Origin of the sequence: Escherichia sp. E3659 (assembly GCF_005781135.1) — a bacterium.
GTDB lineage: Bacteria > Pseudomonadota > Gammaproteobacteria > Enterobacterales > Enterobacteriaceae > Escherichia.
The window spans coordinates 20,881-36,844 of the sequence record NZ_VATQ01000009.1; the positions used below are offsets into that span (position 1 = coordinate 20,881).

Here is a 15,964-nt window from a genome sequence, read left to right on the forward strand (position 1 = left end):
CTTAGGAGTTGGCATGGCGAATATGTTTGCCCTGATTCTGGTGATTGCCACACTGGTGACGGGCATTTTATGGTGCGTGGATAAATTCTTTTTCGCACCTAAACGACGGGAACGTCAGGCAGCGGCGCAAGCGGCTGCCGGGGATTCACTGGATAAAGCAACACTGAAAAAGGTTGCGCCGAAGCCAGGCTGGCTGGAAACCGGGGCTTCTGTATTTCCGGTGCTGGCTATCGTATTGATTGTGCGTTCATTTATTTATGAACCGTTCCAGATCCCGTCAGGTTCGATGATGCCGACTCTGTTAATCGGTGACTTCATTCTGGTAGAGAAATTTGCTTACGGCATTAAAGATCCTATTTACCAGAAAACATTGATCGAAACCGGTCATCCGAAACGTGGCGATATCGTGGTCTTCAAATACCCGGAAGATCCGAAGCTTGATTACATCAAGCGAGCGGTAGGTTTACCGGGCGATAAAGTCACTTATGATCCGGTCGCGAAAGAAGTGACCATTCAACCTGGATGCAGTTCTGGTCAGGCGTGTGAAAACGCGCTGCCGGTAACTTATTCCAACGTTGAACCGAGCGATTTCGTACAGACCTTCTCGCGTCGTAACGGCGGAGAAGCGACCAGTGGCTTCTTTGAAGTGCCGAAAAACGAAACCAAAGAAAATGGTATTCGTCTTTCCGAACGTAAAGAGACGCTGGGCGATGTAACGCATCGTATCCTGACTGTGCCAATCGCCCAGGATCAGGTGGGTATGTATTACCAGCAGCCAGGGCAGCAACTGGCAACCTGGATTGTCCCGCCGGGTCAATACTTCATGATGGGCGATAACCGCGACAACAGCGCGGACAGCCGTTACTGGGGCTTTGTGCCGGAAGCGAATCTGGTTGGTCGGGCAACGGCAATCTGGATGAGTTTCGATAAGCAAGAAGGTGAATGGCCGACAGGTGTGCGCTTAAGTCGCATTGGTGGCATCCATTAATTGCTGCTTCTCGTTCACGTTGTCGTCATTCTGGCGGCAACGTGAATTATTTATGAGATAAATCTCCCCAGGCTAACGACATCCCTTATCGTTGTGTATAGAATATTCCCCCGAAGTTTAAGGTTGGCGCCTTCTGGTTGCCACGGCACACGAAACAGCGTTGGTTTCCACATATGGCGTAATGAATCCGCGACAAAGCGGTTAACAGAGCCTATGTGTATCAGGTCTGTTTCGTGTGCTGAATTGTTGACGCATTTATTTATTGGTATCGCATGAACCCCATCGTAATTAATCGGCTTCAACGGAAGCTGGGCTACACTTTTAATCATCAGGAACTGCTGCAGCAGGCATTAACTCACCGCAGCGCCAGCAGCAAACATAACGAGCGTTTAGAATTTTTAGGCGACTCAATCTTGAGCTACGTTATCGCCAATGCGCTGTATCACCGTTTCCCGCGTGTGGATGAAGGCGATATGAGCCGGATGCGCGCCACGCTGGTCCGTGGCAATACGCTGGCAGAACTGGCGCGCGAATTTGAGTTAGGCGAGTGCTTGCGTTTAGGGCCGGGTGAACTTAAAAGCGGTGGATTTCGTCGCGAGTCAATTCTCGCCGACACCGTCGAAGCATTAATTGGCGGCGTATTCCTCGACAGTGATATTCAAACTGTCGAGAAGTTAATCCTTAACTGGTATCAAACCCGTCTGGACGAAATTAGCCCAGGCGATAAACAAAAAGATCCGAAAACACGTCTGCAGGAATATTTGCAGGGTCGCCATCTGCCGCTGCCGACTTATCTGGTAGTTCAGGTCCGTGGCGAAGCGCACGATCAAGAATTTACAATCCACTGCCAGGTCAGCGGCCTGAGTGAACCGGTGGTTGGCACAGGTTCAAGCCGTCGTAAGGCTGAGCAGGCTGCCGCCGAACAGGCGTTGAAAAAACTGGAGCTGGAATGAGCATCGATAAAAGTTATTGCGGATTTATTGCCATCGTCGGGCGTCCGAACGTTGGCAAATCCACGCTGCTGAACAAACTGTTGGGGCAGAAAATCTCCATCACTTCCCGCAAAGCGCAGACAACTCGTCACCGCATTGTGGGTATCCATACTGAAGGCGCGTATCAGGCGATCTACGTCGACACCCCGGGCCTGCATATGGAAGAGAAGCGTGCTATTAACCGCCTGATGAACAAAGCGGCGAGCAGCTCCATTGGCGACGTTGAGCTGGTGATTTTTGTCGTTGAAGGCACCCGTTGGACGCCGGACGATGAAATGGTGCTCAACAAGCTGCGTGATGGCAAAGCGCCGGTGATCCTCGCGGTGAACAAAGTGGACAACGTGCAGGAGAAAGCCGATCTGCTGCCGCATCTGCAGTTCCTGGCAAGCCAGATGAACTTCCTCGATATTGTGCCGATCTCTGCCGAAACCGGGCTGAATGTCGACACTATCGCAGCAATCGTGCGTAAGCATCTGCCTGAAGCGACCCATCACTTCCCGGAAGATTACATCACCGATCGCTCGCAGCGTTTTATGGCGTCTGAAATCATCCGTGAAAAACTGATGCGTTTTCTCGGCGCAGAACTGCCGTACTCCGTGACCGTGGAGATCGAACGTTTTGTCACCAATGAACGTGGTGGTTATGACATCAACGGTTTGATTCTCGTTGAGCGCGAAGGGCAGAAGAAGATGGTCATTGGCAACAAAGGGGCCAAGATCAAAACCATCGGTATTGAAGCGCGTAAAGACATGCAGGAAATGTTCGAAGCGCCTGTCCACCTTGAGCTGTGGGTGAAAGTGAAATCCGGCTGGGCTGATGACGAACGCGCACTGCGTAGTCTCGGTTACGTTGACGATCTATAATTAGCATACTCTATGACTTTCGAGGTGCAGGAAGGCGGCAAGACCGTGAATCCCTGGGAGCTTACTAAAGTAAGTGACCAGGGGGAACGGGTGCAGCCAAGGCACCTGCAACTTGAAAGGCGACGAGTATGATGGAAGGCTGGCAGCGCGCATTTGTCCTGCATAGTCGCCCGTGGAGCGAAACCAGCCTGATGCTGGACGTCTTCACGGAGGAGTCGGGCCGCGTGCGTCTGGTTGCCAAAGGCGCACGCTCTAAACGCTCTACCCTGAAAGGTGCATTACAGCCTTTCACGCCTCTCTTGCTTCGCTTCGGTGGGCGCGGTGAAGTCAAAACACTGCGCAGTGCTGAAGCTGTCTCATTGGCGCTGCCATTAAGCGGTATCACGCTTTACAGCGGTCTGTACATCAACGAACTTCTCTCCCGCGTGCTGGAATACGAGACGCGCTTCTCTGAACTCTTTTTCGATTACTTGCACTGCATCCAGTCTCTGGCTGGAGCCACAGGCACACCGGAACCCGCGTTGCGCCGCTTTGAACTGGCATTGCTCGGGCATCTGGGTTATGGCGTCAATTTTACCCATTGTGCAGGTAGCGGCGAACCGGTGGATGACACCATGACGTATCGTTATCGCGAAGAAAAAGGGTTTATCGCCAGTGTAGTTATCGACAACAAAACCTTCACCGGAAGGCAGTTGAAAGCGTTACACACGCGGGAATTTCCTGACGCAGACACATTGCGTGCCGCGAAACGCTTTACCCGCATGGCGCTTAAGCCGTATCTTGGCGGTAAACCATTAAAGAGCAGGGAACTGTTCCGGCAGTTTATACCTAAGCGAACAGTGCAAACACATAATGACTGATGAGGATTGTCATGGCTGAATTACTGTTGGGCGTTAACATTGACCATATCGCAACGCTGCGTAATGCACGTGGTACTGCTTACCCCGACCCGGTGCAGGCCGCGTTTATTGCCGAGCAGGCTGGCGCGGATGGCATTACCGTGCATTTGCGTGAAGATCGTCGCCACATTACTGACCGCGACGTGCGCATCCTGCGTCAGACGCTGGATACCCGCATGAATCTGGAAATGGCGGTGACCGAAGAGATGCTGGCGATTGCCATTGAGACGAAGCCTCATTTTTGCTGCCTGGTACCGGAAAAGCGCCAGGAAGTGACAACCGAAGGTGGCCTGGACGTCGCAGGTCAGCGTGACAAAATGCGCGATGCCTGTAAACGTCTGGCGGATGCCGGGATTCAGGTTTCTCTGTTTATCGACGCAGATGAAGAGCAGATCAAAGCTGCAGCAGAGGTAGGTGCCCCGTTTATCGAGATCCACACCGGTTGTTATGCCGATGCAAAAACTGACGCTGAACAGGCGCAAGAGTTGGCGCGCATTGCTAAAGCCGCGACCTTTGCCGCAAGTCTCGGTCTGAAAGTTAACGCCGGCCACGGTCTGACCTATCACAACGTGAAAGCCATTGCCGCCATTCCTGAGATGCATGAACTGAATATTGGCCATGCCATTATTGGTCGTGCAGTGATGACCGGACTGAAAGATGCGGTGGCAGAAATGAAGCGTCTGATGCTGGAAGCGCGTGGCTAATGGCAATATTAGGTTTAGGCACGGATATCGTGGAGATCGCTCGCATTGAAGCGGTGATCGCCCGATCCGGTGAGCGCCTGGCTCGCCGCGTATTAAGCGATAACGAATGGGAAATCTGGAAAACGCACCAACAGCCAGTGCGTTTTCTGGCGAAGCGTTTTGCTGTGAAAGAAGCGGCGGCAAAAGCGTTTGGAACCGGGATCCGCAATGGTCTGGCGTTTAATCAGTTTGAAGTATTCAACGATGAGCTTGGTAAGCCACGGTTGCGACTGTGGGGCGAGGCATTAAAACTGGCGGAAAAGCTGGGCGTCGCACATATGCATGTGACGCTGGCAGATGAACGTCATTATGCTTGCGCCACGGTAATTATTGAAAGTTAAAATAATACCGTTCTCTTTATAAAGTAAAACCCCCGAACTGGTAAGGAACGGGGGTTTTACTTTATAACTTTAATTTTGTGCAGCACACGATTCCAACGGAAATGATTATGGATCAATTTAGTTGACCTGTACAAGCAACTTGCAATCTCTGACATAAAAAACTCGAGTCGGGACGAAGAATTTAATATTGATGAGAAGATTAACGTGACTGTTTTTTGATAAGTACATTAGAATCGGCGTCGTTATTGGATATTTTGCTGTGTTCCACACCATGCCACTGAATTCCCCCATTGAAACGAGTGGTGTCGTCAAAGCTCTGGTGTGGAGTGCAGCACTCGATTCCAATAACTCGCACGTTCAGTTTTGGGGAGATGTAAGGGCTAATCTGAACGGCTGCATTCCTTGTTTAAGGAAAAACGAATGACTGATTGTCGATACCTGTTTAAACGGGTCATTAAAGTCATCATTGCTGTTTTACAGCTGATCCTTCTGTTCTTATAACACAAGGAAACGTACTTAAGGCGCGTCAGGTTAACCAGCCAGTCGCGCCTTTAATAATTATAAATAAATGTCTGCGCAGATATTATATGAATTCATTTGGCGAATGATTATGCCGTTGTCATCATTTAAATAAATATAATAGCGTCAAGGTTTCTCTAAAAAATAATAAAAACTCTACTTCCAGAGCAGAATATTAAATTTTATCTGCGTGATGCATTAGCACAAATTTATCCCACAACTGCTCTTCTGTCTCGACATGCGCCGGATCTTTCACAATAGTATTAGGGATCGGACACACCTTCTGGCAGGTTGGCGTCTCGTAGTGACCAACGCATTCGGTACACTTATCGCTGTTAATCTCGTAGATATGATCTCCCATTGAAATCGCCTCATTCGGGCATTCAGGTTCACACATATCACAATTGATGCATTTTTTAGTGATTAACAGCGCCATAAGGAAACTCTCAAAACAACACAAACCGGGCGGGCATTATACGCGCATTCTTTGCTCAAACCAGTTTTTTCACCAGTGCTTCGCTGTGGCGAATGCGCTCAGGCGCCAGTTCCAGGTCCTGCTGGATTAGCGCAATGAACAGCAAATCTGTAAGCATTCCCTGAGCGTGACAAGCGGAGATCGATGCACTATTCGTCGCCTGTTCTTCGGCAATAGTATACAGGCAGTGCGACGCTCGTTGTTGCAGAGCATTCGGCGTGAAACCGGTAATTGCCAGCACCTTTCCACCCACGCGCAGCATCTCATCTGCCGCGAGATTTAACTCACGTCGTACACCAGTGTAAGAGATGGCTAATAACAGGTCGTCCGGTGAAGATGCCTGTACAGTAGCGAGCAACGCATGCATATCGCGTTCTGCGGCAGCATTGAAACCAATCTTCATCAGTTTCCAGGCAAAGTTTTGCGCTACCAGACCCGAAGCGCCAATGCCAGTCAAAATAATCCGCCTCGCAGAACGCAGCATCACCACGCATTCATGCAATTTCTCTTCACTGTTAACGTTCAGCGTCGCATACATGGCAGCCGTGTTTTCTTTTATGAGTTTTTCACCTACCAGTCGCAGCGGATCATCACCGCGAATTTGGTTATGAATGGGGACAGAAGGGGATTCCGGCTGGCTCGCCAGAGCTTCGCTTAACGCCAGTTTTAAGGCTGGAAAACCTTTATAGCCGAGTTTTTGTGCGAATTTCACTACGCTGGATTGACTGACCCCAGCTTCGTTGGCCAATTGCTGCGAACTTAAATGGCGCGCCGTATCAGGTTGTAGCAGGAGATAGTCCGCCAGTTTTTTATCACTCTGGGCAAGCTGCTGGTAACGCTGACGAATACGAAGTAAGCCGTTCATATCTTTCCTCGCGATAAAATAATGGCGACAACAGGCAATATGAGACACAAGCGAGTGAATATTATATTCCATAGCTTGTAAGATCTATGAATTAAAAATTCCATTCAGCATTATACGGTAGATTGTTGCCGGAAAAGTGATGATCTATCTGTTAGGCTATGTAGTAGCGATGATTAATCAGGATGTTTCAGTCCAGAGGAGTATGGTTTGGCAACTCACGAGCGTCGTGTGGTGTTTTTTGACTTAGATGGAACATTGCATCAACAGGATATGTTCGGTAGTTTTCTACGCTACTTACTGCGTCGCCAACCGCTGAATACACTGCTTGTCCTGCCGCTATTGCCGGTTATTGCCATGGCATTATTGATAAAAGGCCGTGCTGCGCGCTGGCCGATGAGTCTGCTATTGTGGGGATGCACTTTTGGTCACAGCGAAGCGCGTTTACAGGCATTACAAGCCGATTTTGTACACTGGTTTCGCGACAATGTGACTGCCTTTCCGCTGGTGCAAGAGCGCCTGACCAGCTACTTGCTCAGTTCTGATGCTGATATCTGGTTGATTACCGGTTCTCCACAGCCGCTGGTTGAAGCGGTCTATTTCGATACGCCCTGGTTACCGCGGGTGAATCTTATCGCCAGCCAAATTCAGCGTGGTTATGGCGGCTGGGTATTGACAATGCGTTGCCTCGGGCATGAGAAGGTCGCGCAACTGGAACGCAAAATCGGCACGCCACTGCGGTTGTACAGTGGTTACAGCGACAGTAATCAGGACAACCCGCTGCTTTATTTCTGCCAGCATCGTTGGCGAGTAACCCCGCGCGGTGAACTCCAGCAACTGGAATAGAGTAAAGCATAGCGTCCGTGTATAATGCGCCGCGCTTTTATAACCGGAGTTTTCTTTTTGTCTGAAGTCGAATTTAGTCACGAATACTGGATGCGCCATGCCATGACGCTGGCAAAGCGTGCCTGGGACGAGCGGGAAGTACCGGTCGGCGCGGTATTAGTGCATAACAACCGGGTAATCGGCGAGGGCTGGAATCGTCCGATTGGTCGGCATGATCCTACCGCGCACGCTGAAATCATGGCCCTGCGTCAGGGCGGTCTGGTGATGCAAAATTATCGCCTGATCGACGCCACATTATATGTCACGCTGGAGCCGTGTGTGATGTGCGCCGGAGCGATGATTCACAGCCGGATTGGTCGTGTAGTTTTTGGTGCACGAGATGCGAAAACGGGGGCTGCCGGATCATTAATGGATGTGTTGCACCATCCGGGCATGAATCACCGGGTGGAAATCACGGAAGGGATATTGGCGGAAGAGTGTGCTGCGCTGCTCAGCGACTTCTTTCGCATGCGCCGTCAGGAAATCAAAGCGCAGAAAAAAGCGCAATCTTCTGCGGATTAATTTTGCTTCTTTTCACTTCCCTTCCTGGAAAACAGCAGCGAAGGGGAGTGTGTCAGATAGTTAGATGACGACTGTGAAAGAAACGAGAGAAAAGGAAATTTCCCTTTACTCAATTCTGTTGGCGACACTGCCGGATAATCCTGAGCCAGCTGCATCGCCGCTTCTGTTGCCTGCTTTTCTTTCTCTTGCAGATAACCCACCAGACTAATCTGATACTTACGGATATTCTCGACATAGGCGTAAGCTTCATGTCCCCGCGCATAACCGTAAGTCAGCTTGCTGTAATAGGGTTTCTGGCTAAGTAAAGGCAGACGTTGTTTAACATCGGTCCAGCTGTCTGGATTACCTTTGGTTTTTGCCGTCAGGGCGCGAGCATCCAGCATATGCGCATAACCCATATTGTAAGCGGCGAGCGCAAACCAAATCCGTTCATTTTCTGGCACGCTTTCCGGCACTTTACTCATCATATCCTGCAAATAACGCGCGCCGCCGCTGATGCTTTGTTCAGCATCGGTACGATCGGTAATGCCCAGGCTTTGCGCGGTATTTTTGGTCAACATCATCATGCCGCGCACACCGGTCGGCGAGGTGGCCTGCGCGTCCCAATGTGATTCCTGGTAAGCAATAGCCGCCAGCAAACGCCAGTCAATTTCCTCGGCGTATTTCTCAAACAAAGGTTTTAATTGTGGCAGCACCGCATCGACGGCGCGTAAAAATGTGCGCGTATCGACATAATCAAAATCATCGCCATGCCCCAGGTATTTCTCTTCAATGCGTGCCAGCGTGCCGTCCTCATTCATTTTGTTGAAGAAGTCGAGCAGAGCTGCGGAAAGGGTATTATCGTCATCTAACTGGCTAAACCAGGTCACTGGTTGTTCATCGGTGATATCGAGTGCCACGGCGAGTTCCGGGTGAACTCGCTGGAACAGGCTGATGGCGACAGAATCAGCAATGGTGTAATCCAGCTTACCTCCGATGACATCTTCCAGTAATTCCGCTGAGCCTTTTTTGTCGTCCACCTTCCAGCTTAAATCCGGGAATTTAGTTTCTTTCAGTCTTTGTAGATCGTTAACGACGACGTGTCCTGGTGCGATGGAGAGCTGTTCCGCCGTCAAATTGCCCAGCGTGCGTGGGCGATATTGACCCACTTTGTAAACCAGTTGTTGTGAAACGGAATAATAGGTAGGACCAGGCTGATAGTTTTTTACCCGCTCACTGTTATAAACCAGACCTGCTGCCAGCAGGTCGGCGTTGCCGTTGTCGAGATCGTCAAACAACTGGCTGATATTCTGCCGTACGGTCACTTTCAGTTTCACGCCGAGGTAGTCGGCAAATTGTTTGGCTAACTCATAATCCAGCCCGGAAGAGTTACCGTTAATCTCATTCCAGGTGAGGGGAGTATGAATGGTGCTCACGCGCAATTCTCCCCGCGCTTGAATGGCGGCGATACGGTTGTCGGCTTTACCAAACCACGGAATAGACGGCCAGAGAGCTACCGCAAGAAGCAGTGCCAGAATGCCAATGAACAGATAATTAATCTTTAATTTTTTCAATTAGTTAATTCTCTGTGTCGTTCGTGTCCTGGCTTGAAAAAACGATATGCTAAACAAAGGTATAATCATCAATGAGCGGCATTTTGCGTAAACCTGTGCCAGTTGGCAACTTATTACAGCCATTGGCGGCACGCGTTGCTAATTCACGATGGTGATTTTATTTCCACGCAAACGGTTTCGTCAGCGCATCAGATTCTTTATAATGACGCCCGTTTCCCCCCCTTGGGTACACCGAAAGCTTAGAAGACGAGAGACTTATGATGGAAATTCTGCGTGGTTCGCCTGCACTGTCGGCATTCCGAATCAATAAACTGCTGGCGCGTTTTCAGGCTGCCAGGCTCCCGGTTCACAACATTTACGCCGAGTATGTCCATTTTGCTGACCTCAATGCGCCGTTAAACGAAGAAGCGCACGCGCAACTTGAACGCCTGTTGAAATATGGTCCGGCACTCGCCAGCCATGCCCCGGAAGGCAAATTACTGCTGGTGACCCCGCGTCCTGGCACCATCTCTCCCTGGTCTTCGAAAGCGACCGATATCGCTCATAACTGCGGGCTGCAACAGGTAAACCGCCTTGAGCGCGGCGTTGCTTACTATATAGAAGCCGGTACGCTGACCAATGAACAGTGGCAGCAGGTTACCGCTGAACTACACGACCGCATGATGGAAACGGTCTTTTTTGCTTTAGATGATGCAGAGCAGCTGTTTGCGCATCATCAACCGACTCCGGTCACCAGCGTTGATTTGCTGGGGCAGGGCCGTCAGGCGCTAATCGACGCTAACCTGCGTCTTGGCCTGGCACTGGCGGAAGATGAAATTGACTATCTGCAAGATGCTTTCACAAAGCTTGGTCGTAACCCGAACGACATCGAGCTGTATATGTTCGCCCAGGCGAACTCTGAGCACTGCCGTCATAAGATTTTTAACGCCGACTGGATTATCGACGGTGAACAGCAGCCGAAATCGCTGTTCAAGATGATCAAAAATACCTTCGAAACCACGCCGGATCACGTTCTCTCTGCGTATAAAGATAACGCCGCGGTGATGGAAGGTTCTGAAGTGGGCCGCTACTTTGCTGACCACGAAACGGGCCGCTACGATTTCCATCAGGAACCGGCGCATATTCTGATGAAAGTCGAAACTCACAACCACCCGACGGCAATTTCTCCGTGGCCGGGCGCGGCGACCGGTTCCGGCGGTGAAATCCGCGATGAAGGTGCCACCGGGCGCGGCGCGAAGCCGAAAGCCGGTCTGGTTGGTTTCTCCGTTTCCAACCTGCGAATTCCTGGCTTCGAACAGCCGTGGGAGGAAGATTTCGGTAAGCCTGAGCGCATTGTCACCGCGCTGGACATCATGACCGAAGGTCCGCTGGGCGGCGCGGCATTTAACAACGAATTTGGTCGTCCGGCGCTGAACGGCTACTTCCGTACTTATGAAGAAAAAGTGAACAGCCACAATGGCGAAGAGCTGCGCGGTTATCACAAACCGATCATGCTGGCGGGCGGGATCGGCAACATTCGCGCCGATCACGTACAAAAAGGCGAGATCAACGTTGGTGCGAAGCTGGTCGTTCTCGGCGGCCCGGCAATGAACATCGGTCTTGGCGGCGGTGCGGCGTCTTCTATGGCGTCTGGTCAGTCTGATGCGGATCTCGACTTTGCTTCTGTTCAGCGCGACAACCCGGAAATGGAACGTCGTTGCCAGGAAGTGATCGACCGTTGCTGGCAGCTTGGTGATGCCAACCCAATCCTGTTTATCCACGACGTTGGTGCAGGCGGTCTTTCTAACGCTATGCCGGAACTGGTAAGCGACGGCGGGCGCGGCGGTAAATTTGAACTGCGCGATATCCTGAGCGACGAACCGGGTATGAGCCCGCTGGAAATCTGGTGTAACGAATCCCAGGAACGCTACGTGCTGGCGGTTGCTGCCGATCAGTTACCGCTGTTTGACGAACTGTGTAAGCGTGAACGCGCGCCATACGCGGTGATTGGTGAAGCGACCGAAGAACTGCATCTTTCTCTGCACGATCGTCATTTTGATAATCAGCCGATCGATCTGCCGCTGGACGTACTGCTGGGCAAAACGCCGAAGATGACCCGCGATGTGCAAACGCTGAAAGCGAAAGGCGATGCGCTGACCCGTGAAGGGATCACCATTGCTGACGCGGTGAAACGTGTGCTGCATCTGCCGACCGTGGCGGAGAAAACCTTCCTCGTTACCATTGGCGACCGTAGCGTAACCGGCATGGTGGCGCGCGATCAGATGGTGGGTCCGTGGCAGGTGCCTGTCGCTAACTGCGCGGTCACTACCGCCAGCCTCGACAGCTACTATGGCGAAGCGATGGCAATTGGCGAACGTGCGCCAGTTGCACTGCTGGATTTCGCCGCCTCTGCCCGTCTGGCGGTCGGTGAAGCGTTAACCAATATTGCCGCAACACAGATTGGCGATATCAAACGCATTAAACTTTCCGCCAACTGGATGGCGGCGGCAGGCCACCCTGGTGAAGATGCGGGCCTGTATGAAGCCGTTAAAGCCGTGGGCGAAGAGCTTTGTCCGGCGCTGGGCCTGACGATCCCGGTGGGTAAAGATTCAATGTCGATGAAAACCCGCTGGCAGGAAGGTAGCGAAGAGCGCGAAATGACCTCGCCGCTGTCGCTGGTTATTTCTGCATTTGCCCGCGTGGACGATGTGCGTCACACCATCACGCCGCAGCTTTCTACCGAAGATAACGCACTGCTGCTGATTGATTTGGGCAAAGGTAATAACGCGCTGGGCGCAACGGCGCTGGCGCAGGTTTATCGTCAGCTTGGCGACAAACCGGCTGATGTGCGCGACGTCGCGCAACTGAAAGGCTTCTATGACGCGATTCAGGCGCTGGTTGCACAGCGTAAGCTGCTCGCGTACCACGACCGCTCTGATGGCGGCCTGCTGGTAACGCTGGCGGAAATGGCCTTTGCTGGTCATTGCGGCATTGACGCGGATATCGCCTCTCTGGGCGACGATCACCTGGCGGCGTTGTTTAACGAAGAACTGGGAGCGGTGATTCAGGTTCGTGCCGCTGACCGTGAAGCAGTCGAAGCGGTACTGGCACAGCATGGCCTTGCTGAGTGCGTCCATTATGTCGGCCAGGCTGTTTCTGGCGATCGTTTTGTGATTACCGCCAACGGGCAGACTGTATTCAGCGAAAGCCGCACCACGTTGCGTGTCTGGTGGGCGGAAACCACCTGGCAGATGCAGCGCCTGCGTGACAACCCGGAGTGTGCCGATCAGGAACATCAGGCGAAATCCAACGACGCTGATCCGGGCCTGAATGTGAAACTGTCGTTCGATATTAACGAAGATGTAGCAGCTCCGTTTATCGCTACTGGCGCGCGCCCGAAAGTTGCCGTACTGCGTGAGCAAGGCGTGAACTCGCATGTTGAAATGGCGGCAGCTTTCCATCGTGCGGGCTTCGACGCTATCGACGTGCATATGAGCGACCTGCTGACTGGACGCACTGGTCTGGAGGATTTCCATGCCCTGGTCGCGTGCGGTGGTTTCTCCTACGGTGATGTGCTGGGTGCCGGTGAAGGTTGGGCGAAGTCTATTCTGTTCAACAACCGTGTACGCGATGAGTTTGCAACCTTCTTCCATCGTCCGCAAACGCTGGCGCTGGGGGTATGTAACGGTTGCCAGATGATGTCTAATCTGCGTGAGCTGATCCCAGGTAGCGAGCTGTGGCCTCGTTTCGTGCGTAACACCTCCGATCGCTTTGAAGCGCGTTTCAGCCTGGTTGAAGTGACCCAAAGCCCGTCTCTGCTGTTGCAGGGGATGGTGGGCTCGCAGATGCCGATTGCTGTGTCTCACGGTGAAGGGCGCGTTGAAGTACGCGATGCGGCGCATCTGGCGGCACTGGAAAGCAAAGGGCTGGTTGCGCTGCGCTATGTCGATAATTTCGGCAAAGTCACCGAAACCTACCCGGCTAACCCGAACGGTTCCCCGAACGGTATTACGGCGGTCACTACCGAAAGCGGTCGTGTCACCATTATGATGCCGCACCCGGAACGTGTTTTCCGTACTGTCAGCAACTCCTGGCATCCGGAAAACTGGGGCGAGGATGGCCCATGGATGCGTATTTTCCGTAATGCGCGTAAGCAGCTGGGATAAGGCTGCGGAAATTCCACGCAACCCATTGTTTTGTCGGCCGGATAAGGTTTCACGCCGCATCCGGCATTACACACAACCACTTAGCCAACAATTATAAGCTCCCAACTCCGGGAGCTTTTTTTGTGTCTGTAAATCACGACAATGGGTGGTTTGCCGTGTCGCTTATAGGTGACATGTAACTTATTGATTTAATTTAAAACGAATAATTTAAGCTTTGGGCGTCTCTTTTAAGCGACACACTGGCTGATTTATAGCCAACCAGTGGAACAGCCATTAATTCATTAAAGCTATGTTTTATCAGTACGTTATCAAACCATTTTATTTATTGGCACAGTTACTGCATAATAATAACCAGTGGCTCATTCACCCACTTATGTCAGCCCCTTCTGGACGTGCTACATAAAATTCGAATGACGCACAACAAGGTGCCTGCCGTCCAACTTCTGATATCAGCGTAGCTATATCAACCATCGGGCGAAACGTCGAGTTAGGCACCGCCTTATTCCACAACAAAGCCGGGTAATTCCCGGCTTTGTTGTATCTGAACTCCCCCTCGGTTAGCATCTGGCTATTCGCGTCTGACGAGAGTAACACCTTGAAACGCTGGCCTGTTTTTCCCCGTTCATTACGACAATTAGTCATGCTGGCATTCTTGCTGATTCTGCTGCCTCTGCTGGTACTGGCATGGCAAGCCTGGCAAAGCCTTAATGCGCTTAGCGATCAGGCGGCGCTGGTCAATCGCACAACGCTTATTGACGCCCGGCGCAGTGAGGCAATGACTAATGCGGCACTGGAGATGGAGCGTAGCTACCGTCAGTATTGCGTGCTGGACGACTCAACCCTGGCGAAGGTCTATCAAAGCCAGCGTAAACGTTACAGCGAAATGCTCGATGCCCACGCAGGCGTACTGCCGGACGATAAACTTTACCAGGCATTGCGTCAGGATTTGAACAATCTGGCTCAACTTCAGTGTAACAACAGTGGGCCGGATGCGGCGGCTGCCGCGCGTCTGGAAGCCTTTGCCAATGCCAATGCCGAAATGGTACAGGCCACGCGTACCGTGGTGTTTTCACGCGGGCAACAACTCCAGCGAGAGATAGCCGAACGCGGACAGTATTTCGGCTGGCAGTCACTGGTGTTGTTTCTGGTGAGTCTGATAATGGTGCTGCTTTTCACCCGAATGATTATTGGTCCGGTGAAAAATATCGAGCGGATGATCAACCGTCTGGGGGAAGGACGCTCACTGGGTAATAGCGTCTCGTTCAGTGGACCGAGCGAGTTACGCTCGGTTGGGCAACGTATTCTTTGGTTAAGTGAACGCCTGTCATGGCTGGAATCCCAGCGCCATCAATTTTTAAGACATTTATCTCATGAATTAAAAACGCCACTGGCGAGTATGCGCGAGGGCACTGAATTACTGGCTGACCAGGTTGTCGGGCCGCTTACGCCAGAGCAAAAAGAGGTGGTAAGCATCCTCGACAGCAGCAGCCGCAATTTGCAAAAACTTATAGAACAACTGCTTGATTACAACCGTAAACAGGCAGATGGCGCGGTGGAACTGGAGAATGTTGAGTTAGCACCGTTGGTGGAGACGGTAGTTTCCGCTCACAGCCTGCCAGCTCGGACTAAAATGATGCATACCGACGTTGATCTCAAGGCAACAGCATGCCTGGCGGAACCCATGCTGCTGATGAGCGTGCTGGATAATCTTTACTCCAATGCGGTGCACTACGGGGCTGAATCCGGTAACATTTGCCTTCGCAGCAGTTTACATGGCGCACGGGTTTATATTGATGTCATCAATACAGGCACACCCATTCCGCAAGAGGAACGCGCCATGATCTTCGAACCCTTTTTTCAGGGAAGTCACCAGCGAAAAGGGGCGGTGAAGGGGAGCGGTCTGGGATTAAGCATTGCCAGGGATTGTATTCGCCGTATGCAGGGGGAACTGTATCTGGTCGACGAGAGCGGGCAAGACGTTTGCTTCCGCATTGAATTGCCTTCGTCGAAAAACACGAAATAATGTTAAGGCCTATCCCATCAGGCTATTTTATTTGCCAGTTCGGCCCCGGGCAGTGCTCGAAATCCTCACGTACTACGTGTACGCTCCGGTTTCTCCGCGCTGTCCGTGTCCAAACTGCCTGCAACAATTACGCCCACTGGGATAGGCTCTGAGT

At 51.8% G+C, this 15,964-nt stretch carries 14 protein-coding genes; 11 read left to right on the forward strand and 3 right to left on the reverse strand.

Annotated features, from left to right (window positions below; genetic code table 11):
* Window positions 1-13: 13 nt before the first annotated feature.
* The 7 genes from lepB to shoB all read left to right on the forward strand — a co-directional run bounded on the left by lepB (window position 14) and on the right by shoB (window position 5,327).
* Complete coding sequence (lepB, locus tag FEK47_RS09675) at window positions 14-988, forward strand: signal peptidase I (RefSeq protein ID WP_000002532.1); 975 nt, start codon at window positions 14-16, stop codon at window positions 986-988.
* 272 nt (window positions 989-1,260) lie between these two features.
* A complete protein-coding gene (gene rnc, locus FEK47_RS09680) occupies window positions 1,261-1,941 on the forward strand; it encodes a ribonuclease III (RefSeq protein ID WP_001068343.1) in 681 nt (226 codons plus the stop codon).
* Window positions 1,938-2,843: a GTPase Era gene (gene era, locus FEK47_RS09685; RefSeq protein ID WP_000020738.1), complete on the forward strand. Its 906-nt coding sequence runs from the start codon at window positions 1,938-1,940 to the stop codon at window positions 2,841-2,843. The genes rnc and era overlap by 4 nt, the downstream gene beginning before the upstream one ends.
* Before the next feature lie 131 nt (window positions 2,844-2,974).
* Window positions 2,975-3,703 (forward strand): DNA repair protein RecO, encoded by a 729-nt coding sequence (recO, locus tag FEK47_RS09690; protein ID WP_130207598.1) that lies wholly within the window; start codon window positions 2,975-2,977, stop codon window positions 3,701-3,703.
* Window positions 3,704-3,714: 11 nt separating this feature from the next.
* The gene (gene pdxJ / locus FEK47_RS09695; protein WP_130207554.1) at window positions 3,715-4,446 is read left to right on the forward strand and encodes a pyridoxine 5'-phosphate synthase; all 732 of its coding nucleotides are present in this window, start codon (window positions 3,715-3,717) and stop codon (window positions 4,444-4,446) included.
* Window positions 4,446-4,826: a holo-ACP synthase gene (gene acpS, locus FEK47_RS09700; protein WP_064526159.1), complete on the forward strand. Its 381-nt coding sequence runs from the start codon at window positions 4,446-4,448 to the stop codon at window positions 4,824-4,826. Before pdxJ ends, acpS begins: the two co-directional genes overlap by 1 nt.
* A gap of 420 nt (window positions 4,827-5,246) precedes the next feature.
* Window positions 5,247-5,327, forward strand: coding sequence for a type I toxin-antitoxin system toxin ShoB (gene shoB, locus FEK47_RS09710; RefSeq protein ID WP_130214702.1), 81 nt, complete (start codon window positions 5,247-5,249; stop codon window positions 5,325-5,327).
* A gap of 193 nt (window positions 5,328-5,520) precedes the next feature.
* Here the strand turns inward: shoB and yfhL are convergent, their stop codons facing one another.
* Window positions 5,521-5,781, reverse strand: coding sequence for a 4Fe-4S dicluster ferredoxin YfhL (yfhL, locus tag FEK47_RS09715; protein ID WP_001196283.1), 261 nt, complete (start codon window positions 5,779-5,781; stop codon window positions 5,521-5,523).
* Window positions 5,782-5,836: 55 nt separating this feature from the next.
* Window positions 5,837-6,685 carry a MurR/RpiR family transcriptional regulator gene (locus FEK47_RS09720; protein WP_130207550.1) on the reverse strand — a complete coding sequence of 283 codons (849 nt, stop codon included), beginning with the start codon at window positions 6,683-6,685 and terminating at the stop codon, window positions 5,837-5,839.
* A 207-nt stretch (window positions 6,686-6,892) separates the two neighbouring features.
* Here FEK47_RS09720 and yfhb point away from each other — a divergent pair, with 207 nt between their 5' ends.
* Window positions 6,893-7,528, forward strand: coding sequence for a phosphatidylglycerophosphatase C (yfhb, locus tag FEK47_RS09725; RefSeq protein ID WP_135486944.1), 636 nt, complete (start codon window positions 6,893-6,895; stop codon window positions 7,526-7,528).
* Between the two features lie 57 nt (window positions 7,529-7,585).
* Window positions 7,586-8,089: a tRNA adenosine(34) deaminase TadA gene (gene tadA / locus FEK47_RS09730; protein ID WP_064526984.1), complete on the forward strand. Its 504-nt coding sequence runs from the start codon at window positions 7,586-7,588 to the stop codon at window positions 8,087-8,089.
* Here tadA and mltF read toward each other — a convergent pair.
* The gene (mltF, locus tag FEK47_RS09735) at window positions 8,086-9,642 is read right to left on the reverse strand and encodes a membrane-bound lytic murein transglycosylase MltF (protein ID WP_130214665.1); all 1,557 of its coding nucleotides are present in this window, start codon (window positions 9,640-9,642) and stop codon (window positions 8,086-8,088) included. The two genes, tadA and mltF, sit on opposite strands and share 4 nt — an antisense overlap.
* Before the next feature lie 257 nt (window positions 9,643-9,899).
* Here mltF and purL point away from each other — a divergent pair, with 257 nt between their 5' ends.
* Both purL and qseE read left to right on the forward strand, forming a co-directional pair.
* Complete coding sequence (purL, locus tag FEK47_RS09740; RefSeq protein ID WP_135486943.1) at window positions 9,900-13,787, forward strand: phosphoribosylformylglycinamidine synthase; 3,888 nt, start codon at window positions 9,900-9,902, stop codon at window positions 13,785-13,787.
* 595 nt (window positions 13,788-14,382) lie between these two features.
* Complete coding sequence (qseE, locus tag FEK47_RS09745; RefSeq protein WP_130214661.1) at window positions 14,383-15,810, forward strand: two component system sensor histidine kinase QseE/GlrK; 1,428 nt, start codon at window positions 14,383-14,385, stop codon at window positions 15,808-15,810.
* The last annotated feature ends 154 nt before the right edge of the window (window positions 15,811-15,964 follow it).